Annotated in this window: 19 protein-coding genes and 1 pseudogene; 15 read left to right on the top strand and 5 right to left on the bottom strand. The window is 71.0% G+C overall.

Annotated elements, in window-relative coordinates; genetic code table 11:
• Positions 1–61 precede the first annotated feature (61 nt).
• The 6 genes from GLX30_RS13105 (at position 62) to GLX30_RS13080 (ending at position 7,172) form a co-directional block, all read left to right on the top strand.
• Complete coding sequence (locus GLX30_RS13105) at positions 62–1,690, top strand: ABC transporter substrate-binding protein (RefSeq protein ID WP_159687720.1); 1,629 nt, start codon at positions 62–64, stop codon at positions 1,688–1,690.
• A 73-nt stretch (positions 1,691–1,763) separates the two neighbouring features.
• Entirely contained in the window at positions 1,764–2,687 is a 924-nt protein-coding gene (locus GLX30_RS13100) for an ABC transporter permease (RefSeq protein ID WP_159687718.1), read from the top strand.
• On the top strand, positions 2,680–3,678 hold the full coding sequence (locus GLX30_RS13095) for an ABC transporter permease (protein WP_159687716.1): 999 nt from the start codon (positions 2,680–2,682) through the stop codon (positions 3,676–3,678). Before GLX30_RS13100 ends, GLX30_RS13095 begins: the two co-directional genes overlap by 8 nt.
• A 44-nt stretch (positions 3,679–3,722) precedes the next feature.
• A complete protein-coding gene (locus GLX30_RS13090) occupies positions 3,723–4,724 on the top strand; it encodes an ABC transporter ATP-binding protein (RefSeq protein ID WP_159695009.1) in 1,002 nt (333 codons plus the stop codon).
• A complete protein-coding gene (locus tag GLX30_RS13085; RefSeq protein ID WP_159687714.1) occupies positions 4,717–5,787 on the top strand; it encodes a dipeptide ABC transporter ATP-binding protein in 1,071 nt (356 codons plus the stop codon). Before GLX30_RS13090 ends, GLX30_RS13085 begins: the two co-directional genes overlap by 8 nt.
• A 218-nt stretch (positions 5,788–6,005) precedes the next feature.
• Complete coding sequence (locus GLX30_RS13080; protein ID WP_159687712.1) at positions 6,006–7,172, top strand: hypothetical protein; 1,167 nt, start codon at positions 6,006–6,008, stop codon at positions 7,170–7,172.
• A gap of 8 nt (positions 7,173–7,180) precedes the next feature.
• Here the strand turns inward: GLX30_RS13080 and GLX30_RS13075 are convergent, their stop codons facing one another.
• Positions 7,181–9,340 (bottom strand): prolyl oligopeptidase family serine peptidase, encoded by a 2,160-nt coding sequence (locus tag GLX30_RS13075; protein ID WP_159687710.1) that lies wholly within the window; start codon positions 9,338–9,340, stop codon positions 7,181–7,183.
• A gap of 169 nt (positions 9,341–9,509) precedes the next feature.
• On the opposite strand from GLX30_RS13075, the gene GLX30_RS13070 reads away from it, so the two are divergent.
• From GLX30_RS13070 to GLX30_RS13045, 5 genes and pseudogenes are all read left to right on the top strand, one after another.
• The gene (locus GLX30_RS13070) at positions 9,510–9,704 is read left to right on the top strand and encodes a hypothetical protein (RefSeq protein WP_005312422.1); all 195 of its coding nucleotides are present in this window, start codon (positions 9,510–9,512) and stop codon (positions 9,702–9,704) included.
• Positions 9,705–9,727: 23 nt separating this feature from the next.
• Entirely contained in the window at positions 9,728–10,615 is an 888-nt protein-coding gene (gene mshB, locus GLX30_RS13065; protein WP_159687707.1) for an N-acetyl-1-D-myo-inositol-2-amino-2-deoxy-alpha-D-glucopyranoside deacetylase, read from the top strand.
• Positions 10,612–11,025 (top strand): DUF6113 family protein, encoded by a 414-nt coding sequence (locus GLX30_RS13060; protein WP_159687704.1) that lies wholly within the window; start codon positions 10,612–10,614, stop codon positions 11,023–11,025. Before mshB ends, GLX30_RS13060 begins: the two co-directional genes overlap by 4 nt.
• 234 nt (positions 11,026–11,259) lie before the next feature.
• Positions 11,260–13,446, top strand: a complete 2,187-nt coding sequence (locus GLX30_RS13050; RefSeq protein WP_208545408.1) for a hypothetical protein — start codon at positions 11,260–11,262, stop codon at positions 13,444–13,446.
• A 26-nt stretch (positions 13,447–13,472) separates the two neighbouring features.
• Positions 13,473–13,652: pseudogene (locus GLX30_RS13045) on the top strand (hypothetical protein); the annotation flags it as partial.
• A gap of 85 nt (positions 13,653–13,737) precedes the next feature.
• Here the strand turns inward: GLX30_RS13045 and GLX30_RS13040 are convergent.
• Complete coding sequence (locus GLX30_RS13040; RefSeq protein ID WP_159687701.1) at positions 13,738–14,571, bottom strand: transglutaminase-like domain-containing protein; 834 nt, start codon at positions 14,569–14,571, stop codon at positions 13,738–13,740.
• A 17-nt stretch (positions 14,572–14,588) separates the two neighbouring features.
• Complete coding sequence (locus GLX30_RS13035) at positions 14,589–15,584, bottom strand: GNAT family N-acetyltransferase (protein WP_159687698.1); 996 nt, start codon at positions 15,582–15,584, stop codon at positions 14,589–14,591.
• Between the two features lie 114 nt (positions 15,585–15,698).
• On the opposite strand from GLX30_RS13035, the gene fdxA reads away from it, so the two are divergent.
• On the top strand, positions 15,699–16,019 hold the full coding sequence (fdxA, locus tag GLX30_RS13030; protein ID WP_003985062.1) for a ferredoxin: 321 nt from the start codon (positions 15,699–15,701) through the stop codon (positions 16,017–16,019).
• 211 nt (positions 16,020–16,230) lie between these two features.
• Positions 16,231–17,325 (top strand): succinyldiaminopimelate transaminase, encoded by a 1,095-nt coding sequence (gene dapC, locus GLX30_RS13025; protein WP_159687695.1) that lies wholly within the window; start codon positions 16,231–16,233, stop codon positions 17,323–17,325.
• Between the two features lie 115 nt (positions 17,326–17,440).
• Here the strand turns inward: dapC and GLX30_RS13020 are convergent, their stop codons facing one another.
• A complete protein-coding gene (locus GLX30_RS13020) occupies positions 17,441–17,869 on the bottom strand; it encodes an ATP-binding protein (protein ID WP_159687692.1) in 429 nt (142 codons plus the stop codon).
• Between the two features lie 295 nt (positions 17,870–18,164).
• Positions 18,165–19,121 (bottom strand): hypothetical protein, encoded by a 957-nt coding sequence (locus tag GLX30_RS13015; protein WP_159687689.1) that lies wholly within the window; start codon positions 19,119–19,121, stop codon positions 18,165–18,167.
• 82 nt (positions 19,122–19,203) lie between these two features.
• On the opposite strand from GLX30_RS13015, the gene dapE reads away from it, so the two are divergent.
• Positions 19,204–20,283, top strand: a complete 1,080-nt coding sequence (dapE, locus tag GLX30_RS13010; RefSeq protein ID WP_159687686.1) for a succinyl-diaminopimelate desuccinylase — start codon at positions 19,204–19,206, stop codon at positions 20,281–20,283.
• 97 nt (positions 20,284–20,380) lie between these two features.
• On the top strand, positions 20,381–21,130 hold the full coding sequence (locus tag GLX30_RS13005) for a TIGR00730 family Rossman fold protein (RefSeq protein ID WP_159687683.1): 750 nt from the start codon (positions 20,381–20,383) through the stop codon (positions 21,128–21,130).
• Positions 21,131–21,173: the final 43 nt, after the last annotated feature.

Below are 21,173 nucleotides of genomic sequence, written 5' to 3'. Positions count from 1 at the left end.
GTTAGATCCTTTATGGGGTGATATTGATCCCAAGTCTGATCTGGGATCCAGGAGGCACTCCATGCGCGGAGCCACCCACGCGAAGTGGGCCGCATGCGCGATCGCCGTCGCCCTCGCGGCGGCGGCCTGCGGCGGCGGAAGCGACAGCGGCGGCAGTGGCGCCGACGGGATCGTGAGTTCCTCCTGGGGCGACCCGCAGAACCCCCTGGAGCCCGCCAACACCAACGAGGTGCAGGGCGGCAAGGTGCTCGCCATGATCTTCCGGGGGCTCAAGCACTACGACCCCAGGACCGGCGAGGCCAAGGACATGCTCGCCGAGAGCATCGAGACCAAGGACTCCGTCAACTTCACCATCACCGTCAAACCCGGCTGGAAGTTCAGCAACGGCGAGACCGTCACCGCCAAGTCCTTCGTGGACGCCTGGAACTACGGCGCCGACCTGAGGAACAACCAGCGAAACGCGTATTTCTTCGGCTACATCGAGGGATACGAGCAGGTCCACCCCGAGAAGGGCCGGCCCAGCGCACAGACGATGTCCGGACTCAAGGTCACCGGCGACCGGACCTTCACCGTCAAGCTGTCGCAGAAGTTCTCCACCTGGCCCGACACCCTCGGCTACGCGGCCTTCGCCCCGCTGCCCAGGGCCTTCTTCGACGACCACGACGCCTGGCTCGCCAAGCCCGTCGGCAACGGCCCGTACCTCGTCGACTCCTACGCCAGAGGCTCCCAGATGTCCCTGCGCCGCTGGGACGAGTACAACGGGCCCGACAAGGCACAGAACGGCGGCATCGACCTCAAGGTCTACACCGACAACAACACCGCCTACACCGACCTGATCGCCGGCAACCTCGACCTGGTCGACGACGTGCCCGCGTCCCAGCTGAGGAACGTGGAGGCGGACCTCGGCGACCGGTACATCAACACACCCGCAGGCATCATCCAGACCCTCGCCTTCCCCTACTACGACAAGGCGTGGAACACGCCGGACGGAGCGAAGGTCCGCACCGGTCTGTCGATGGCCATCAACCGCAAGCAGATCACCGACACCATCTTCCAGCAGACCCGCACCCCCGCGAAGGACTGGACCTCGCCCGTCCTCGGCGAGGAGGGCGGCTTCGACCCCACGCTGTGCGGCAAGGCCTGCGAGTACGACCCCGCGGAGGCGAAGCGGCTCATCGCCGAGGGCGGCGGCCTGCCGGGCGGCCGGATCACCCTCACGTACAACGCGGACACCGGGTCGCACAAGGACTGGATCGACGCCGTCTGCAACTCCATCAAGAACGCCCTCGGCGACGACAGGGCCTGCGTCGGCAACCCGATCGGCACCTTCGCCGACTTCCGCAACCAGATCACCCAGTCCAAGATGCCGGGCCCCTTCCGGGCCGGCTGGCAGATGGACTACCCGCTGATCCAGAACTTCCTCCAGCCGCTCTACTACACCAACGCCTCCTCCAACGACGGCAAGTGGAGCAACAAGAAGTTCGACGACCTCGTCGACAAGGCCAACGCGGAGGCCGACCCGGCCACGGCCGTCGAGACGTTCAAGGAGGCGGAGAAGGTCGTACGGGACGAGATGGCCGCCATCCCGCTCTGGTACCAGAACGGCAGCGCCGGCTACTCGGAGCGCGTCTCGAACGTCGCACTGAACCCGTTCAGCGTTCCCGTCTACGAAGAGATCAAGGTCAACTGACGGCCGAAGGCACCCGGCCCGGCGCGCCCGCAGCGCCGGGCCGCACCCCTTCCCACGATCCCCGGAGCCCTTCATGGGACGTTACGTGATCCGGCGTCTGCTGCAGATGGTCCCCGTCTTCTTCGGCGCCACGCTGCTGATCTTCCTCATGGTCAACGTGATGGGCGATCCCATCGCCGGCCTGTGCGGCGAGCGGCAGTGCGACCCGGCGACGGCCGCACAGCTGCGCAAGGAGTTCGGGCTCGACAAGCCCTTGTGGCAGCAGTACGCGACCTACATGGGCAACGTCTTCACCGGGGACTTCGGCACCGCCTTCAACGGGCAGGAGGTCACCGAGCTGATGGCCGAGGCCTTCCCCGTCACGATCAGGCTCACCCTGGTGGCCATCTTCTTCGAGATCGTCATCGGCATCTCCCTCGGCGTCGTCACCGGCCTGCGCCGCGGCCGGCCGGTCGACAGCGGCGTGCTGCTGCTCACCCTCGTGGTCATCTCGGTGCCGACGTTCGTCACCGGACTGCTGCTCCAACTGCTGCTCGGCTACGAGTGGGACATCATCGACCCGTCGGTCTCCACCGACGCACGGCTCGGCGAACTGATCGTCCCCGGCCTGGTGCTCGCCTCCGTCTCGCTGGCCTACGTCACCCGGCTGACCCGCACCTCCATCGCGGAGAACAGCCGCGCCGACTACGTCCGCACCGCGAAGGCCAAGGGCCTGCCCAGAGGCCGGGTCATCCGCAAGCACCTGCTGCGCAACTCCCTCATCCCGGTGGTCACCTTCATCGGGACCGACATCGGGGCCCTCATGGGCGGTGCGATCGTCACCGAACGGATCTTCAACATCCACGGCGTCGGCTACCAGCTCTACCAGGGCATCCTGCGCCAGAACACGCAGACCGTCGTCGGTTTCGTCAGCGTTCTCGTCATCGTCTTCCTGGTGGCGAACCTGCTGGTGGACCTCCTGTACGCCGTCCTGGACCCGAGGATCCGGTATGCCTGAGCCGCAGCAGAATCCGCACTTCGACGACCCCGCGCACTCCGCCGTCGCGGCCACCGGAGCGGGCGGGGCGGCCAACCTCGCGATGGCGGAGGGAGAGACGCTGGAGCAGGCCCCCGGCGGGCCCGACGGCACCGGCCCCGCCGACAAGCCGCGCAGCCTCTGGTCGGACGCCTGGCGGGACCTGCGGCGCAACCCCGTCTTCATCGTCTCCGCGCTCGTCATCCTCTTTCTGGTCGTCATCTCCATCTGGCCCTCGCTGATCGCCTCCGGCAATCCCCAGAGCTGTGATCTCGCCAAGGCACAACAGGGCTCCCAGCCCGGCCACCCCTTCGGCTTCAACGGGCAGGGCTGCGACGTCTACACCCGTACGGTCCACGGCGCGCGGGCCTCGGTCACCGTCGGTGTCTGTGCCACCGTCGGTGTGGCGCTGCTCGGCTCCGTGTTCGGCGGACTCGCCGGCTTCTTCGGCGGGGCCTGGGACGCCGTGCTGTCCCGGCTCACCGACGTCTTCTTCGGCATCCCCGTGGTGCTCGGCGGCCTGGTGCTGCTGTCCGTCATCACCAGCAGCACGGTGTGGCCCGTGGTCGGCTTCATGGTGCTGCTCGGCTGGCCGCAGATCTCCCGGATCGCACGCGGTTCCGTCATCACCGCCAAACAGAACGACTACGTGCAGGCCGCCCGCGCCCTCGGCGCCTCCAGCGCACGGATGCTGCTGCGGCACATCGCCCCCAACGCGGTCGCACCGGTGATCGTCGTGGCGACCATCGCCCTGGGCACCTACATCTCGCTGGAGGCGACGCTGTCCTTCCTGGGCGTCGGGCTCAAGCCGCCGACCGTCTCCTGGGGGATCGACATCTCGTCGGCCTCCCCGTACATCCGCAACGCCCCGCACATGCTGCTGTGGCCCGCCGGGGCGCTGGCGATCACGGTGCTGGCCTTCATCATGCTCGGCGACGCGGTACGCGACGCCCTCGACCCCAAGCTGCGCTGACCGCCCAAGGAGCCGCCATGCCCGCCACGTCCTACGAGGCCGTGATGTCCGCGGAACCGGACACGCCAGGCCGTCTGCTCGACGTACGCGACCTGCACGTGGAGTTCCGCACCCGCGACGGCGTGGCCAGAGCGGTCAACGGCGTGAACTACACCGTCGACGCGGGCGAGACGCTCGCCGTGCTGGGCGAGTCGGGGTCGGGCAAGTCGGTCACCGCCCAGGCCGTCATGGGCATCCTCGACATGCCGCCCGGCAGGATCACCGGGGGCGAGATCCTCTTCAAGGGCCAGGACCTGCTGAAGATGCGGGAGGACGAACGGCGGAAGATCAGGGGCGCCGGAATGGCCATGATCTTCCAGGACGCCCTGTCCTCCCTCAACCCCGTCCTGAGCGTCGGGGACCAGCTGGGGGAGATGTTCATCGTCCACCAGGGCCTGTCCCGCAAGGATGCCAAGGCCAGGGCCGTGGAGCTGATGGACCGGGTCCGTATCCCCGCGGCCAAGGAACGCGTCGGCCAGTACCCGCACCAGTTCTCCGGCGGCATGCGCCAGCGCATCATGATCGCGATGGCCCTGTCGCTGGAGCCGGACCTGATCATCGCCGACGAGCCGACCACCGCGCTCGACGTGACCGTCCAGGCGCAGGTCATGGAGCTGCTCGCGGAGCTCCAGCGCGAACTGGACATGGGGCTGATCCTGATCACCCACGACCTCGGCGTCGTCGCCGACGTCGCGGACAAGATCGCGGTGATGTACGCCGGGCGGATCGTGGAGACCGCCCCCGTCCACGACATCTACCGAGCGCCCGCTCACCCCTATACCAAGGGCCTGCTCGAATCGATCCCTCGCCTGGACCAGAAGGGGCAGGAGCTCTACGCCATCAAGGGCCTGCCGCCCAACCTGATGCACATCCCGCCCGGCTGCGCCTTCAACCCGCGCTGTCCGATGGCCCAGGACGTGTGCCGGACCGACGTACCGCCGCTGTACGAGGTGAACGAGCAGCGCGGCAGCGCGTGCCACTTCTGGGAGGCGGCGATCCATGGCTGAGGCGATCCTCGAGGTGCGCGACCTGGTCAAGCACTACCCGCTCACCCGCGGCATCCTCTTCAAGAAGCAGGTCGGCGCGGTCAAGGCGGTCGACGGCGTCGACGTCGAACTGTTCGCAGGGGAAACCCTCGGCATCGTGGGGGAGTCGGGCTGCGGCAAGTCCACGCTCGCCAGGATGCTGGTCCACCTGGAGCGGCCCACGGCGGGAGTCATCCGGTACAAGGGCGAGGACATCACCAAGCTGTCGGGGCGTGCGCTGAAGGCCGTGCGCCGCAACATCCAGATGGTGTTCCAGGACCCGTACACCTCGCTCAACCCGCGGATGACGGTCGGCGACATCATCGGCGAGCCCTACGAGATCCACCCCGAGGTGGCTCCCAAGGGCTCCCGAAGGCAGAAGGTCCAGGAACTGCTGGACGTCGTCGGGCTCAATCCCGAATACATCAACCGCTACCCGCACCAGTTCTCCGGCGGCCAGCGGCAGCGCATCGGCATCGCCCGCGGGCTCGCCCTGCGGCCCGAGGTCATCGTGGCCGACGAGCCGGTCTCCGCGCTCGACGTGTCCGTCCAGGCGCAGGTCATCAACCTGCTCGACAAGCTGCAGAGCGAGTTCTCACTCAGCTATGTGTTCATCGCCCATGACCTGTCGATCGTCCGGCACATCTCGGACCGGGTCGGCGTGATGTATCTGGGACGGATCGTGGAGATCGGCAGGGACGCCGAGATCTACGACCACCCCACGCACCCCTACACCCAGGCCCTGCTCTCGGCCGTGCCAGTGCCCGACCCGGAGGCGCGCGAGCACCGGGAGAGGATCATCCTCACGGGGGACGTGCCGTCGCCCACCGACATCCCCTCGGGCTGCCGATTCCGCACCCGCTGCTGGAAGGCTCAGGAGCGGTGCGCGCGGGAGGTTCCGCTGCTTGCCGTGCCACCTCACCTGGAGCAGGTGCGAGGGCCGGCACGGCACCCGTCGGCCTGCCATTTCGCGGAGGAGAAGCATGTCGTGCCGAGCGGCCCGGCACCCGGCGACGGCGGCACCGGTGAGGACAAAGCCCTGTGAGCGTCCGCCAGTTCATTTAACACCGACGCAACCCGTGCGTCGCGGGTCCGATATACGGACGCCTCACGCTGAGGAACGTACGGCCGTGCGGGTGCCGTAGACCGGCCGGGACCGCGCCATGCGGACCCGGCCGGTCCTCCCGCGCCACCGCGCCGGTTGTCCGGAACTGTCCGGTCCCCGCCTTGTCCGGCCCATGGGCTCGATGCAGGATCGTCGACGTGACTCTTACGCGGGGGGCCAGGATCACGGGAGCGGCGCTGTGCGGCGTGCTCGCCCTGATCACCGGAGCGTGGATCGTCAGGGACGTGTCGGTCTCCGGCGGGCTCGAGGGCCTGTGGCGCTACTGGGCCTCCGATCCCCGGCGGGAGTGGAGGATCGCCCCGCAGGCCACCTCGCCCCTCGACGGCACGCTCTTCGCGGTGTACGCGGGTGTCGGTATCGCCGTGCTGCGCTCGTCGGTGGCGGCCTCCGCGCTGGTCGCCACCGCGGTGTTCACCCTCGCCGTCCGGCTGCCGAGCCTGTGGGTCCTGACCGCCTCCTGGGCGTACCTCCGGCCCACCGACTCGATACGCACCCGCGCGCTGTTCAGCACCTTCGCCGTGCTGGGGCTGGCCGTCGGGCTCGTCATCACGGCCGTGGCGGGACGGCGCCCGGCCGGGGCGGGCGACGACCACGGCCCGCGCACCACCCGGCACCACCGGACGCCCACCAGGCCGACCGTCGTGGTGGCCTGGCTCTCCGCCGCGTTCCTGCTCCTGGAGGCCGCGCTGATCATGGCATGGCAGCTGCGCTTCGGCTACCAGTACGGGTCAGAGGTGTACATCGACAGCCTGGTGGGCGGCGAACGGGTCGGACAGCGGCTGCTGGCGCCGCCCTCGGGCTGGCTGGCCGCCACGACCGCCGTCCTCTGCCTCACGGCGGGCGTGGGCCTGCTCGCCAGGGCCGTGTTCTCCCGCCCGCTGGGAGCCGTCGTCTCTGTGGCCGTGTCCGTCTCCGGAGCGGTCGGCGTGTACGCCGCCGTCCGGTTGCGGCTCCTGGAGCACTTCGGGCAGGTGCCGTTGGAGTACCAACTGCTCGTCGGGACCTCGCTGTTCGAGCTGGTGGCGGGGCCCCTCCTGATCGTCCTGCTGACGCGTCGCGGCGAAGGCGCACCGACGGGCGGGCCGGACGCGGGGGTGTACGGGACGCCGGCGGGTTACGGCCGTCCGCAGCCCGCTCCCGGTTACGGGTACCCTCCGGCCCGGCCCGGATACGGGTACCCGCCCTCCGCGCCGCCCGGTTACGGCTACCCCGGGCCGGGCTCACCGTCCGGCTCACCACCCGGGTCGCCGTCCGGCGGCGGGTTCGGCCCGCCGCCGCCGTCGTCACCGCCGCCGAACTGGTAGCTCCCGGTTCACCCGAGACCCAGCGAGCGCTTGAGGAAGTCGACCTGGAGCAGCAGCAGGTTCTCCGCGATCTGCTCCTGCGGCGTCATGTGCGTCACTCCGGTCAGCGGCAGCACCTCGTGCGCCCGGCCGGCGGCCAGCAGCGCCGACGAGAGCCGCAGCGTGTGGGCCATCACCACATTGTCGTCGGCCAGACCGTGGACGATCATCAACGGCCGCGCCGGGCCCTCAGCGGACGTCAACCCGGCGTCGGTGACCAGCGAGTTCGCCGCGTACGCCGCGGACTGCGTGGCCGGGTCGCCCAGGTAGCGCTCCGTGTAGTGGGTGTCGTAGAGCCGCCAGTCGGTGACCGGGGCGCCCGCCACCGCCGCGTGGAAGACGTCCGGGCGGCGCAGCACCGCCATCGCCGCCAGGTAACCGCCGTACGACCAGCCGCGGATCGCCACCCGGTCGAGGTCGAGCGGGAAGGATCCGGCCAGTGACTGCAACGCTTCGATCTGGTCGTCCAGGGTCGGCGTGAAGTCGCCCACGACCGCCTTCTCCCAGCCGGGGGAGCGCCCGGGAGTGCCCCGCCCGTCGGCGACGACCACGGCGAAACCCTGATCGGCGAACCACTGCGAGGTCAGATACGGATTGTGCGCCGCGAGCACGCGCTGGCCATGAGGTCCTCCGTACGGGTCCATCAGTACCGGCAGCGGACCGTCCGACTCCCGGTGGTCCGACGGCAGCAGCACCGCGCACGGGATCCGGCGGGCGCCCGCCTCGGTCAGCGTCGGCCGGGCGCGCAGCACCGGCTGCTCGGCGTGCGAGGCCACCACCGCGATCTGCTTGCCGTCCCTGAGCACCTGGACGAGGGCGCCGCCGGCGTCCGTACGCGACGAGGCCAGGACCGTCACCCCGCCCCCGCGCACCGCCGCATGTACCCCAGGGCCGTCGGAGACGCGCTCGACGCCCAGTTCGTTCACCCGGTACACATGGATCTCGCCGGTCTCCGGCTCCGCGGAGTCCGCACCCGCCGACGCGGCGACCAGCACATCGCTCTCGCCGATGTCGACCACCGCGCGCAGGTGCAGTTGCGCGCCGGTCAGCACCCGGTCGCCGACGGCGAGCACCCGCGCCCCGCCCTCGTCCGCGATGCGCACCAGTCGTCCGCCGCCGAAGCCCTGTTCGTAGGACGAGTCCGGGGCCCAGGCGGGGACGCCGGAGAAGAGTTCCAGCCAGGCGTCGTCCTCGTCCACGTGCACGGTCCGGGTCGTGCCGGACTCCGGGTCCACGGCCAGATACAGCTGGGTGCGCTGGTCCCGCGACTGCACGAGCAGCAGCGGAGGACCGGCGGCGGACCAGTGCGCCCGCGCCAGATAGGGGTAGCGCTCGCGGTCCCAGGTCACCTCCGTGCGGTTCCCGTCCAGGGCGACGAAGAACAGCCGGACGACGGCGTTGGGCGTCCCGGCGGCCGGATAGGCCACCTTCGAGGGCTCCCGGTCCGGATGCGCCGGATCCGGGATCCACCAGCGCCGTACCTCTCGCTCGTCGGCGCGGGCGACCAGCAGCCTGTCCGAATCCGGTGACCACCAGAAACCGCGTGAACGGCCCATCTCCTCGGCCGCGATGAACTCCGCGAGGCCGTAGGAGGTGTGCTCGTCCTCCGGCTCCGCGAGGGCACGGTCACCCTCGCCCTCCGCGCCCGTCACGCGCAGCGCGCCGCCGGCCGCATAGGCGACGAACCGGCCGTCCGGGGACGGGCGCGGGTCGATCACCGGCCCCGACGTGGGGAGTTCACGCGCGGTCCCCGCCCGCAGCTCGGCGGTGAAAAGCCGCCCCGACAGGGCGAACGCCGCCAACTCGACCGACCGGTCCACCGCGTAGGCGACGATCCCGGCCGATCCTTCCCTGCTGCGCTCGCGCCGCGCCCGCTCCTCGGCGGAGAGCTCCTCGACCGAGCCGCCCAGCAACTCCCTCGGATCGGCGGCGGGCCGCTCCTGGGGCGGGCCGTGACCCTCGAGATCGAGCACCCACAGCAGTCCCGAACGGTCCGTTCCGGAGGCCGAGCGCAGAAATACCACGCGTGAACCGTCCGGCGACACCGTGAAGGCGCGGGGGGCGCCCAGCGTGAAGCGCTGCGTCCGCGCGGACTGACGCGGGAAGGAGAGCGGTTGCGTCGACGTCATGCGTCCGAACCTTAGGGGGTGTGCGCCCCCATGTGCTGCCGTGCACCGATCGATGCACAGGCACGGATAGTTATGATCCGTAGCGCAAGGTGGGTATGAACCCTCCGGCACATGTCCTGGCACATGCAACCGGCCCGTCCCGACCGAATATCTGTGGAGGTGAACCGCCGTGGCACTCTCGATTTCGGCGGTGGTGCTGCTGGCGATCGTCGTCTTCCTGCTGATCCGGAAAGCCGGGCTGAAGGGGGGACATGCGGCGGTCTGTGTGTTGCTCGGGTTCTACCTCGCCAGCTCGTCGGTCGCGCCGACCATCACCGAGCTGACGACCAACGTCGCGGGGATGCTGGGGGGCATCAAGTTCTGACCGCCCGTTCTAGGGTGTCCTGTATGAAGGATCTCCCCGACCGCCGTCTGCTCCTCGTGCACGCGCATCCGGACGACGAGTCGATCAACAACGGCGCCACCATGGCCCTGTACGCGGCGGCCGGCGCCCAGGTCACGCTGGTGACCTGCACCCTAGGAGAGGAGGGTGAGGTCATTCCGGACGATCTCGCCCATCTCGCCCCGGACCGGGAGGACCGGCTCGGCCCCTACCGGGCCGGGGAGCTGGCCGCGGCGATGAAGGAGCTCGGTGTCACCGACCACCGTTTCCTCGGCGGTCAGGGGCGCTTCCGGGACTCCGGGATGATGGGGCTCGAGCAGAACCACCGTGAAGGGGCGTTCTGGAGCGCGGACGTGGACGAGGCCGCCGCGCATCTCGTCGAGGTCGTCCGCTCGGTACGTCCGCAGGTGCTGGTGACGTACGACCCCGACGGGGGATACGGACACCCCGACCATATCCAGACCCACCGCGTGGCCATGCGCGCAGCCGCCCTCGCCGCCGAACCCGGCTTCCGGCCCGACCTCGGAGCGCCCCACTCGATCGCCAAGATCTACTGGAACCGCGTCCCGCGCTCGGTCGCGGAGGAGGGCTTCGCCCGGTTGCGTGCCGCCGCGGCGGACTTCCCCGGTGTCGCCGAGATCGGTGACGTCCCCGGCGTCGTGGACGACGCGCAGATCACGGCCGAGATCGACGGCACCGCCTACGCGGACCGCAAGGCGGCCGCGATGCGGGCGCATGCCACCCAGATCGCGGTGGACGGACCATTCTTCGCACTCTCCAACGAACTGGGGCAACCTCTCTTCACCACCGAGTACTACCAGTTGGTGGCCGGCGAGTCGGGGGCGCAGCCCGGCGAGCGCGAGCACGACCTTTTCGCGGGGGTCTCCTCATGAGCAGCGCGCCCGGGTCCTGGCTCACCCGTTCCCCGAAGCCCCCGAGGCCCGGCCGCCTCGTGGCGTACGTCGCCCTGGTGATCCTCGGAGCGATCGTCGGCACAACCGGCTCACTCGTCCAAGCGGCATGGCTCCCGGGCGGATTGGCGCTGGCTCTGCTCGCCTCCACGGGCCTGTTCATCGGCGCGCGGCGGGCGACGGGCTCGCAGCTCGGCGTGGCCTGCTCCGCCGTGGGCTGGCTCGCCGCGATCGTCGTGCTGAGCACCGGACGGCCCGAAGGCGACGCCATGTTCGGCGCCGGGATCGGACCGCTCGTCTTCATGCTCGGCGGCATGGCGGTCGCTGTGATGTGTGCCACCATGTCGCGGACGCCGCAACCGGGCGGCGGCTCGGGCCGACTTGGCGGATAGAACAACGCAGGACCCCAGCAAGCACCCGGTGTGACCGGCCCCCTAGGGTGGGTCGACCCACGGAGTGGGAAGCCGTCGAACTGACCATGCCCGTACGGTCGGCCGAAGGCCGCTTCCCACAGTCCCGGGGTGTTCGTCGGCGGCGGCCAGTATGGTGGTGCGCGCCGCCGAGCCGCCCGCAGCAGTAGCTATCCAGTAAGAAACGGGCGGCGAAGCCAACCGGGAGAACCTGCTTTGAGTCGTGAAACTGACAGTTCGTCCTCCGGCCCCCAGGGGCGCGGTGGAGCCGCGTACCCCTCCGGGACACCGCCGTACGGATCGCGCCAGTATCCGTCGCTGCACCCGCAGGACGCTCCGGAAGAAGCCGCGGAAGCCCCTGAGCAGCAGCCGGAAGAGCCCAGGACCGAGACGACGCTGACCACGCGCATCCGGATCAACATCCCGGGTTCCCGGCCGATCCCGCCGGTCGTGATGCGTACGCCGATGAGCGACGTCGACGCCCGGCCCGCCGGCTCCGGCACGTCGCCCGGCTCCCGTACGCCCGGCGGGACCGGTGCGTCGAGTGCCTCAGGTGCGTCGGGCGGTTCGGGCGCCGCGGAGCGGGAGAGCGAGCGTACGGGCAGCACACCGCGCCCCGGAGCGGCCCGGGAGACGGCAGGGCCGTCGGGACCGGCGGCCGAGGAGAAGCCCGCCGCCAGCGACTGGTTCGCGCCCCGCAAGCCGGCCACGGGTACGACACCGGCGGCCGGTACACCGACGCCGGGCGCGGCCGCGCAGGGTTCGCCGGGTGCGGGCGGCGGCCCCGCCGGCACCGGTGGTGCGCGCGCTCCCGGTCCTGGCGGTGCCGTGCCTGGCGGAGCCGGTTCGGGTCCGCGTTCCGGCCTCGCGGCCCTCGCCGAGCAGGCAGGTTCCCCCGGCGCGCCCTCGGGCCCCTCGACCCCTCGTCCCGGCGCGTCCGGCGGCGGCCCCGGTGCGCCCGGCCAGGGCAACGGATTCGTCCCCGGCCGCAACACACCTCCGCCCGGCGTCCGTCCGTCCGGCCGGGACGGCGGACCCATGGGCCCGACGTCCGGCCCGGCCACCGGCAGCATGCCGGTCGGCCCGCGCCCCGGTGTACCTGTGCCCGGCATCAACACGCCCCGGATGTCCGACGACACGGCGGTGCTCACCCCGCAGAAGCCCGCGCCCGAAGGCGACGGCGGTCATGGTCATGTCTCGGGCGACACGCTCACCAGCGGCATCCCCGTGGTCCCGGGCGGCGGGCACCGCTCGCCCTTCCCGCCGCCGGGCGGACTGCAGACGGGCCCCGGTACGGGTCCCAACCCGATCCTGTCCCAGCCGGGTCCGCAGGCCGCTGACGGGGACTTCTCCGTCCCCGAGTTCCCGGCCGGTCCGGGCGGCTCCGGCGGTCCCGTCGTGCCCGGCCCCTCGGCCGAGCCCGCTGCCCGGCCCGCACCCCGGCCCGCACCGGCCAAGAAGGGCCGCTCCAAGCTGGTGCTCGCCGGCGCCGGCGTGATCGGCCTGCTGGGCATCGCGTACGGCGCCGGGCTGCTGCTGAACCACTCCGACGTGCCCAAGAGCACCACGGTCCTCGGCGTCGACATCGGCGGAGGCACCAGGGACGAGGCCGTCAACAAGCTCGACGCCACGCTGGGCGAGCGGGCCAAGGCGCCGCTGCAGCTCTCCGTCGGCGGCAAGAAGGCCGAACTCCTCCCCGACAAGGCCGGCCTGTCCCTGGACAGCCAGGCCACCGTCCGCGGCGCCGCGGGCAGCGACTACAACCCGGTCTCCGTCATCGGCTCGCTCTTCGGCGGCGAGCGTGTCGCCGAGCCGGTGATCGTCGTCGACGAGGAGAAACTGAGCGTCGCCCTCGCCGATCTCGCGGGCACAGCGGGGTCCTCAAGCGACGGCACGATCCGCTTCGAGCCCAACAAGGCCGTCGCCGTGCCCGGGAAGCCCGGGGAGACGCTGGACGTCGGCCGCTCCATGATCTCGGTCAAGGACGCGTACCGCGCCCAGGTGCAGACCGGCAAGCCGGACCTGGTCGAACTCCCGGTCGCCACCCGGCAGCCGACCATCACCCAGGCCGAGCTGGACCGGGCGATGAAGGAGTTCGCGGAGCCCGCGATGTCCGACCTGATCACGATCAAGGCGGGCGGCAAGTCGATCCAGTTCGGCCCCGCGAAGTCGCTGCCGAAGATCCTGTCCATGAAGCCGATCGACGGCAGGCTGGTCGAGGTCTACGACAAGAAGGCGATCGAGGAGCTGCTCGAGGGCGTCTTCGACGGCATCATGATCACCAAGGGCGACGGCAAGAAGCACGAGGTCTCGGCGGACGACGTGGCCCAGGCGATGGGCCCGGCCCTGCGCGGCAAGACCCCGGCGGAACGCACGGCGGTCATCGAGCTCGACCCGAGCTGAGTCACCGGCCTCGACGGCCCCCTGCCCGGTACAGCGGCGCCGGGTTCGTCACCCGTTTCGAGGTCGACTCCGAGTTCGTCGCGCGGTATCCCGTGCAGCAGGCGGGCGGGAGGACGATCCTCGAGCTCTGGGTGCCGGCCGAGGAGCTCGACGAGTTCAACGCGCACATCGTGGGTGAGATCCAGGTCGTGCACGAGTTCCGGTAGGCGCGGAAGCAGGACCGCGCCTCGACGGGCCCGGAAGCAGGCCGGTCCGGCGCGGTCTCCGGCAGGCCCGGTCCGGCGCGGCCCCTCAGTTGAGCATCGCCCGGGCCGCCCGGGCCCGTCCCCGGATCTCCTCCGCCGCCGTCGGCTCGACCGCGTCCACGACCTCCGCGTACGCGTCCATCTCCGCCGCGCCCGTCAGGAAGTCACCCCGCTGGACGAGCAGTTGGGCCCGCTCGAAGCGGAGGCGGGCCGGGTGGGAGGGGAGGAGGAGCAGGAGTTCGAGCGCCCAGAGGGCGACCGCCGAGTGTTCCGGGCGCTGGGCCGCCCAGGCGCGGATGTTGTTGAGGATGCGGGAGATCACCGCGAGCGGATCCGCGGGCGTCAGCATGGACGGCGTCAAGGACGTGCCGACGGTGCTCGTGACGAGGAGGTCGGCCTCCGTGCCGGAGAGCACCCGCCCGGCCGCGAACGGGTCGGCAAGGACCTGTCCGGCCGGATCCTCCGGGTCGCCGAAGCCGACCACGAAGTGGCCAGGCAGGGCCACTCCGTGGACATGGGCGCCCGCGCGGCGGGCGACCTCGGTCCAGACGACGGAGAGCAGGATCGGCAGGCCCCGGCGGCGGTGCAGTACCTCGTGGAGGAGCGAGGACTCCAGGTGCTGGTAGTCGCCGGCCGTGCCGTGGAAGCCCTCCCGGCCGCCGAGCAGGTCGGCGACGGCCGCCGCCCACGCGTGCGGGTCCCGCAGCCCGTACGGGAGCATCCCGGCCAGCCGGTCCAGTTCGATCTGGGCCGCGTCCATGCCGGCCTCGTCCAGCGACGGGTCGGCCTCCGCGCCGATGAGCAGGCAGAGCAGGGCCACGTCCGGTCGCTGCGAGCGGGCCTCCTGCGCGAAACGGGACCGCCGGTCGTTCTGGTGCATGTGCTCGTATCCCCGGCCTACGCCGCCCGGTAGTGGTGGTAGTGGTGGTGGACCCGGAAGCCCATACCGGCGTACAGGGCACGCCCCCCGTCATTGTCCGACTCGACCTGGAGCCAGGCAGCCGAGGCGCCCTCATCGAGGGCCCGGCGCGCCAGGGCGGCCATGATCGCCTTCGCGAGCCCCTGGCGCCGGTACGCCGGGTCCACCTCCACGGCCATGAAGCCTGCCCAGCGTGAATCGACCACACATCGGCCGATGGCCGCGGGGGTTCGAGCCTCTCCGGGTATGGAGGCGAACCATACGGAAGGGCCGCTGCCGAGGACCTTCAGCACATGTGGTCCTGGCACACCGGACCGCTGGTAGCGCCGTAGCCACGCCTCGTCGAACGAGCGGGACAGCGTGACACGCGAAACGTCCGCGTCCAGGTCGCCCACCGCCGCCAGGCCCCCGACCTGTACCTGCGCCGAGACCTCGGCGCGCCAGCCGCGTGCCTCCAATTCGGCGCAGAGCTCCTCCTGCGTGCCGGCGGCGCCTGTGGCCGTCTGCACGTACGCCGGAAGGCCGCGGGCCGCGTACCAGGCCCGCACACGTGCCAGCGCGTCGTCCAGCGGCATGCCCGGATCACCGAGAGGAAGGACCGAGTTCGCACGCCTGGTGAAGCCCGACGACGCCCGCAGCTCCCAGTCACCGAGCCGCTCGCTCTCGACCGGCTGCCAGGCGCGCGCCGTCACTCTGGTCAGCTCCTGGAAATCGGCCGCGGGGCCCCGGCGCCGGGCGGGCTCCGCCGGCACGACCTTTCCCGCGACGAGCGTCGATTCCGGGATGCGGACGCTCTCGCCCGTCCGGCGTGTGATCACCAGCACACCCTCGGTCCATGATGTGAGAACACCGACCGTGTCGGTGAACTTCACGACCGGTGCTTCAGCGTCGCTCAAGCGGCGGACCGATACACGTTTGCCCACGTCAGCTGGGCTGATCCTGATCTCGAGCCGTCCGCCCGCAGTGAATTCCACAGCTCTGTGAGCCCCTCCTGTTCGGATCGTTACCAAGAACGGAGATACTAGAGGCGGGCATCGACGACGCCGCGCTCCCGCGCAAGCCAGCCCTTATCGAGGAGGAACGACAGCGTGACCTACGTCATCGCGCAGCCTTGTGTCGACGTCAAGGACAAGGCGTGCATCGAGGAGTGCCCCGTCGACTGCATCTACGAGGGCTCCCGGTCCTTGTACATCCACCCGGACGAATGCGTCGACTGTGGTGCTTGTGAGCCGGTCTGCCCGGTCGAGGCGATCTTCTACGAGGACGACACTCCCGAGGAGTGGAAGGACTACTACAAGGCGAACGTCGAGTTCTTCGACGAGCTCGGTTCGCCCGGTGGTGCGTCCAAGCTCGGCCTGATCGAGCGCGACCACCCCTTCATCGCCGCCCTGCCGCCGCAGAACGGCTGATCCCGTCCGCATGTCCCCGGTCCCGTACGGCTCGTCGTCCGTACGGGACCGAGGCGTTTGACACACCCCGGCCGACACGCCCGAGCGGCGCACCCGGCCGACGGACCTGGGCCGCACGCCCGGCCGTCGCCGCGGTCCCGTGTGCGACCCCCGGTCCGACGCCGTGACCGACAGCCCGAAACGACGCCCGTATCCGAAAGTGAGCGCCGCCGTGCCCGCAGTCTCCTCGCGACTCCCCGTCTTCCCCTGGGACAAGCTCGAGCCCTACAAGGCCACGGCCGCGGCCCACCCCGACGGCATCGTGGACCTCTCCGTCGGCACCCCGGTCGACCCCGTGCCCGAGCTGATCAGGAAGGCCCTCGTGGCGGCCGCCGACTCGCCGGGCTACCCGACGGTCTGGGGCACCCCGGCCCTGCGCGACGCGCTCGTGTCCTGGGTCGAGCGCCGCCTCGGCGCGGCGAACGTGGCGCACACCAACGTCCTGCCGGTCGTCGGTTCGAAGGAACTGGTGGCCTGGCTGCCGACGCAGCTGGGCCTGGGCGCCGGTGACCGGATCGCCTACCCGCGGCTCGCGTACCCCACCTACGAGGTCGGCGCGAGGCTCTGCGGCGCGACGCCTGTCGTCTACGACGACCCGACCGAGCTCGACCCGGCGGGCCTGCGGCTGCTCTGGCTCAACTCGCCGTCCAACCCGACCGGCCGGGTGCTGGACAAGGAAGAGCTGACCCGGATCGTCGCCTGGGCGCGCGAGCACGACGTCCTGGTCTTCAGCGACGAGTGCTACCTCGAGCTGGGCTGGGAGGCCGAGCCGGTCTCCGTGCTCCACCCGGACGTCTGCGGCGGCTCGTACACGGGCGTGGTGGCCGTCCACTCGCTCTCCAAGCGCTCCAACCTGGCCGGCTACCGTGCCGCCTTCATCGCCGGCGACGCGGACGTGCTCGGCGAGCTCCTGAAGATCCGCAAGCACGGCGGCATGATGACCCCCGCCCCCGTCCAGGCCGCCACCGTCGCCGCGCTCGGTGACGACACGCACGTCACGGAGCAGCGCGCCAGGTACGCGGCCCGGCGCACTGCCCTGCGGACGGCGTTGGAGTCGCACGGATTCCGGATCGAGCACAGCGAGGCCAGCCTCTATCTGTGGGCCACTCGCGACGAGCCGTGCTGGGACACGGTCGCGTACCTGGCCGGTCTGGGCATCCTCGTCGCGCCCGGCGACTTCTACGGAAAGGCGGGCGAGCGTTTCGTGCGCGTGGCGTTCACCGCGACCGACGAGCGTGTCGAGGCGGCCGTCAAGCGCCTCGGATGAGCGCAGTGCCGCATGCGGGCAGGGCGTGATCCGGGCACGGCCCGATCCGGTCGCAGCGCGGGAAGGGCCCGGGAGCAGCAGCTCCCGGGCCCTTCCATGCCTGTGCGCCGTGTTGTCAGCCGATCGGCAGGCCGCCGCCGCCCAGCGCACCGGTGGGCAGGCCGCCGCCGGTCAGCGACTCGGTGGGCAGCCCGCCCTTGTCGGCGCCGCCGACCAGGTCGCCCGCCTGCCCGGCGGTGTCACCGGCGGCCTTCGCGGCGACCGGCGTGGCCGTCTTGGCCGCCTTGCCGACGGTCTTGGTCGCCACAGGGGCGGCCTTCTCCGCGGTCTTGCCGCCGACCTGGCCCGCCACCTTGGTGGTCTGCTTCGAGACACCGTCGACCGTGGAGTCGACGTTGTCCGCGTCGAGGGCCGAGAGGCCGCCGACCGGGGCCTGCGGGAGTTCAACGGCGCCTGCGGAGCCGGCCGCACCGACCACGGGAGCTGCTCCCGCCGCGATGAGCAGCGCGGCACGGGCGATCCGACGGGTCAGGGGGAGGGACATGATGCTCCTTGGGACGAGAGGACGTTCGGAATGCTGCGTGTCCGGCGTTCGGACGTCCTGACAACCGGAGGGAGCGGGGGGGAAGTTGCGGTGACCCAAGGTAAAGAGTTGGTAATGTGTCGCATTATCGTTCTCGGATAAAAACGGTCAAACGCTGCATAGCGAAGCCACCTGCCGAACCGTCACTTCCCGTTGCGCTCATGGGGAATCAAGGTGCTCGCACCGGGGTGTTCCGCGGCCCGGAAGAGCGTGTCCCGGAGGGGAACGGAGTGCCTCGTTCGAGGGGGCTGCTGAACTAGCGTGCGATGCGGATGCGTACGTCGTCCGTGCCGCTGTCCTCGCCGCCCGCCGGACGCCAGCCCTCTTCCGATTCCGCGGCGCTCCACACCCGGCCCGCGTACGAGACCTCCTCGATACGCAGCTCGTCGGCCCGGGCCACCGCCCAGTGTGCGAGTTCCCAGCCGCGCTCGCCGCCCCGGCCGCGGCCGCCGCCGTGCGCACCGGTGCCGCCGTCCGTATCTGCCGAGCCGACCGTCGCCTGCACCGGCACGGACACCTCACGCGCACCCGCGTCGCCCGCGCGGCCGCGGCCGCTGCCGCCCTTCGGCAGCACCTCGGGTCCGAAGGCCCGCGTCAGCTCCGTCCGGATCCGCGCCGGGTCGCCCGGCCCGCCGCCACTCCTGACGTCGCAGGTCAGGGTCGCGGAGGCGCGGCCCGTGAGGGCCGCGGCCAGCAGCGCGGCGTCCGGCTCGTGCTTCGCGTACGCCTGCGGGAAGCCGCTGCGCTGGACGCGCTGCGCGGCCACCGTGAGGGGCAGCCGCGAGTAGCCCGGAACCTCGGCCAGGCCGTCGTAGAACTTCCCCGACGCGTAGACGGGGTCCATGATCTGCTCGGGCGTCCCCCATCCCTGCGAAGGACGCTGCTGGAACAGGCCGAGGGAGTCCCGGTCGCCGTGCGCGATGTTGCGCAGCGCCGACTCCTGGAGCGCGGTCGCCAGCGCGATCGTCACCGCCCGCTCGGGCATCCCGCGGGTCGTGCCCACCGCGGAGATCGTCGCGGCGTTGTCCGCCATCTCGGCCGTGAGCTCGTACGACGGGCCGTCGCCCTCGGCCGTACGGACGACGCAGCGCGGGGGCCCGCCGCCGGTGACGTACTGCACCGCGACGTAACCGATGAGGGCCAGCAGCACGAGGGACGCGGCCGCGAAGCGCAAGAGGCGGCCGCGCCGGACGGGAGAGGCGGTCTCGGACACCCGCCCACCGTACTGGAGCCCCCGGAGCGCCCCCGGGGGTGTGCCGGTCAGGACGGGCCGCTGACCGCTTATCGTCGGAGCCATGCCTGAGACCGCGCTTGACCTCACCCTCGACGCACCCGCGCTCACCGCAGCCCTGGTCGACTTCCCGTCGGTCAGCGGCACGGAGAAGCCCCTCGCCGACGCCATCGAGGAAGCGCTGCGCGAGCTGCCGCACCTCACCGTCGACCGGCACGGGAACAACGTCGTGGCCAGGACCCGCCTCGGCCGCTCCGAGCGGGTCGTGCTGGCGGGGCACATCGACACGGTCCCGATCGCCGACAACGTGCCCTCGCGGCTCGACGACGACGGCATCCTGTGGGGCTGCGGCACCAGTGACATGAAGTCGGGCGTCGCCGTCCAGCTGCGGATCGCCGCCACCGTTCCGGAGCCCAATCGCGACCTCACCTTCGTCTTCTACGACAACGAAGAGGTGGCCGCACACCTCAACGGACTGGGGCATGTGGCCGAGGCCCACCCGGATTGGCTCGTCGGCGACTTCGCGGTCCTGCTGGAGCCCTCCGACGCCCAGGTCGAGGGCGGCTGTCAGGGGACGCTCCGGGTCCACCTGCGCACGAAGGGGGAGCGGGCACACTCCGCGCGCAGCTGGATGGGGTCCAACGCCGTTCACGCCGCCGGCCCGATCCTCGCCCGTCTCGCGTCGTACGAGCCGCGCCGGCCGGTCATCGACGGACTGGAGTACCGGGAGGGCCTCAACGCCGTCGGCATCGAGGGAGGCGTGGCCACCAACGTCATCCCCGACGAATGCACCGTGGTGGTCAATTACCGCTACGCCCCGGACCGCAGCATGGCCGAGGCCGAGGAGCATGTCCGCGAGGTGTTCGCCGACTGCGGTGTGAGCGAGATCGTGGTGGACGACCACACAGGCGGGGCCCTGCCCGGTCTGTCGCACCCCGCCGCTGCCGCGTTCATGGAGGCGGTGGGCGGCACCGCCCGGCCCAAGTTCGGCTGGACGGACGTCTCACGCTTCAGCGCCCTGGGGGTGCCCGCGGTGAACTACGGCCCCGGCGACGCGCTCTTCGCCCACAAGCGGGACGAACACGTCGCCGTGGACAAGATCACGCACTGCGAGGACCGGCTGCGTGAGTGGCTCTCTTCCTGACATCGCATCCTGGTGGATCGCCCCGATTTCGCCATTCGTCACGTCGGCCGACCTACCCTGAGCCAAAGCAGATGATGTTCGGCGGAGGGAGCAGGTCATGAGCAACCCCGAGGGATTGCGGGCGCTGGAGGAGCAGCGGCTGGGACCGGTACTGCGCCGCAGGGAACAGATCCGGCCGGGCACCACCGATCAGCGGCTGCTCGACACCGAGGGCGACTCCCAGTGGGTGCACACCGACCCGTGGCGGGTCATGCGGATCCAGTCCGAGTTCGTCGAGGGCTTCGGCGCCCTCGCCGAACTGCCCAGTGCCATCAGCGTCTTCGGTTCCGCCCGCACCCCGGCCGGCACACCCGAGTACGAGGTGGGCGTCAAGCTCGGCAGGGCGCTGGCCAAGGCGGGCTTCGCGGTGATCACCGGCGGTGGTCCCGGAGTGATGGAGGCCGCGAACAAGGGCGCGAGCGAGGCCAAGGGGATCTCGGTCGGCCTCGGCATCGAGCTGCCCTTCGAGCAGGGCATCAACCCGCACGTCGACATCGGGGTGAACTTCCGCTACTTCTTCGTCCGCAAGACGATGTTCGTGAAGTACGCGCAGGGCTTCGTCGTGCTGCCGGGCGGACTCGGCACGCTGGACGAACTGTTCGAGGCGCTGACGCTCGTCCAGACCCGTAAGGTGACGCGCTTTCCGATCGTGCTCTTCGGTACGGACTACTGGAGCGGCCTGGTCGACTGGCTGCGCGACACCGTCATCGCCCAGGGCAAGGCGTCGGAGAAGGACCTGCTGCTCTTCCACGTCACGGACGACGTGGAGGAGGCGGTGGCCCTGGTCTCCAAGGAGACGGGCAGGTAGCCGCGCGCGGCGGACGCAGGGCCCCGGACGCACGTCCGGGGCC

The sequence above is a fragment of the Streptomyces sp. Tu 2975 genome, from assembly GCF_009832925.1.
GTDB lineage: Bacteria > Actinomycetota > Actinomycetes > Streptomycetales > Streptomycetaceae > Streptomyces.
Note: the sequence above shows the minus strand (reverse complement) of the source record. Positions and strands in the feature narration are given on the sequence as shown.

What these genes read in the sequence shown, in the direction of transcription:
- dapE (WP_159687686.1), top strand. Translation starts at nt 19,204, where the DNA reads ATGCCTGAGACCGCGCTTGACCTCACCCTCGACGCACCCGCGCTCACC.
- GLX30_RS13095 (WP_159687716.1), top strand. Translation starts at nt 2,680, where the DNA reads ATGCCTGAGCCGCAGCAGAATCCGCACTTCGACGACCCCGCGCACTCC.
- mshB (WP_159687707.1), top strand. Translation starts at nt 9,728, where the DNA reads ATGAAGGATCTCCCCGACCGCCGTCTGCTCCTCGTGCACGCGCATCCG.
- GLX30_RS13075 (WP_159687710.1), bottom strand. Translation starts at nt 9,340, where the DNA reads ATGACGTCGACGCAACCGCTCTCCTTCCCGCGTCAGTCCGCGCGGACG.
- GLX30_RS13085 (WP_159687714.1), top strand. Translation starts at nt 4,717, where the DNA reads ATGGCTGAGGCGATCCTCGAGGTGCGCGACCTGGTCAAGCACTACCCG.
- GLX30_RS13005 (WP_159687683.1), top strand. Translation starts at nt 20,381, where the DNA reads ATGAGCAACCCCGAGGGATTGCGGGCGCTGGAGGAGCAGCGGCTGGGA.
- GLX30_RS13105 (WP_159687720.1), top strand. Translation starts at nt 62, where the DNA reads ATGCGCGGAGCCACCCACGCGAAGTGGGCCGCATGCGCGATCGCCGTC.
- GLX30_RS13090 (WP_159695009.1), top strand. Translation starts at nt 3,723, where the DNA reads ATGTCCGCGGAACCGGACACGCCAGGCCGTCTGCTCGACGTACGCGAC.
- GLX30_RS13100 (WP_159687718.1), top strand. Translation starts at nt 1,764, where the DNA reads ATGGGACGTTACGTGATCCGGCGTCTGCTGCAGATGGTCCCCGTCTTC.
- GLX30_RS13040 (WP_159687701.1), bottom strand. Translation starts at nt 14,571, where the DNA reads ATGCACCAGAACGACCGGCGGTCCCGTTTCGCGCAGGAGGCCCGCTCG.
- GLX30_RS13020 (WP_159687692.1), bottom strand. Translation starts at nt 17,869, where the DNA reads ATGTCCCTCCCCCTGACCCGTCGGATCGCCCGTGCCGCGCTGCTCATC.
- GLX30_RS13060 (WP_159687704.1), top strand. Translation starts at nt 10,612, where the DNA reads ATGAGCAGCGCGCCCGGGTCCTGGCTCACCCGTTCCCCGAAGCCCCCG.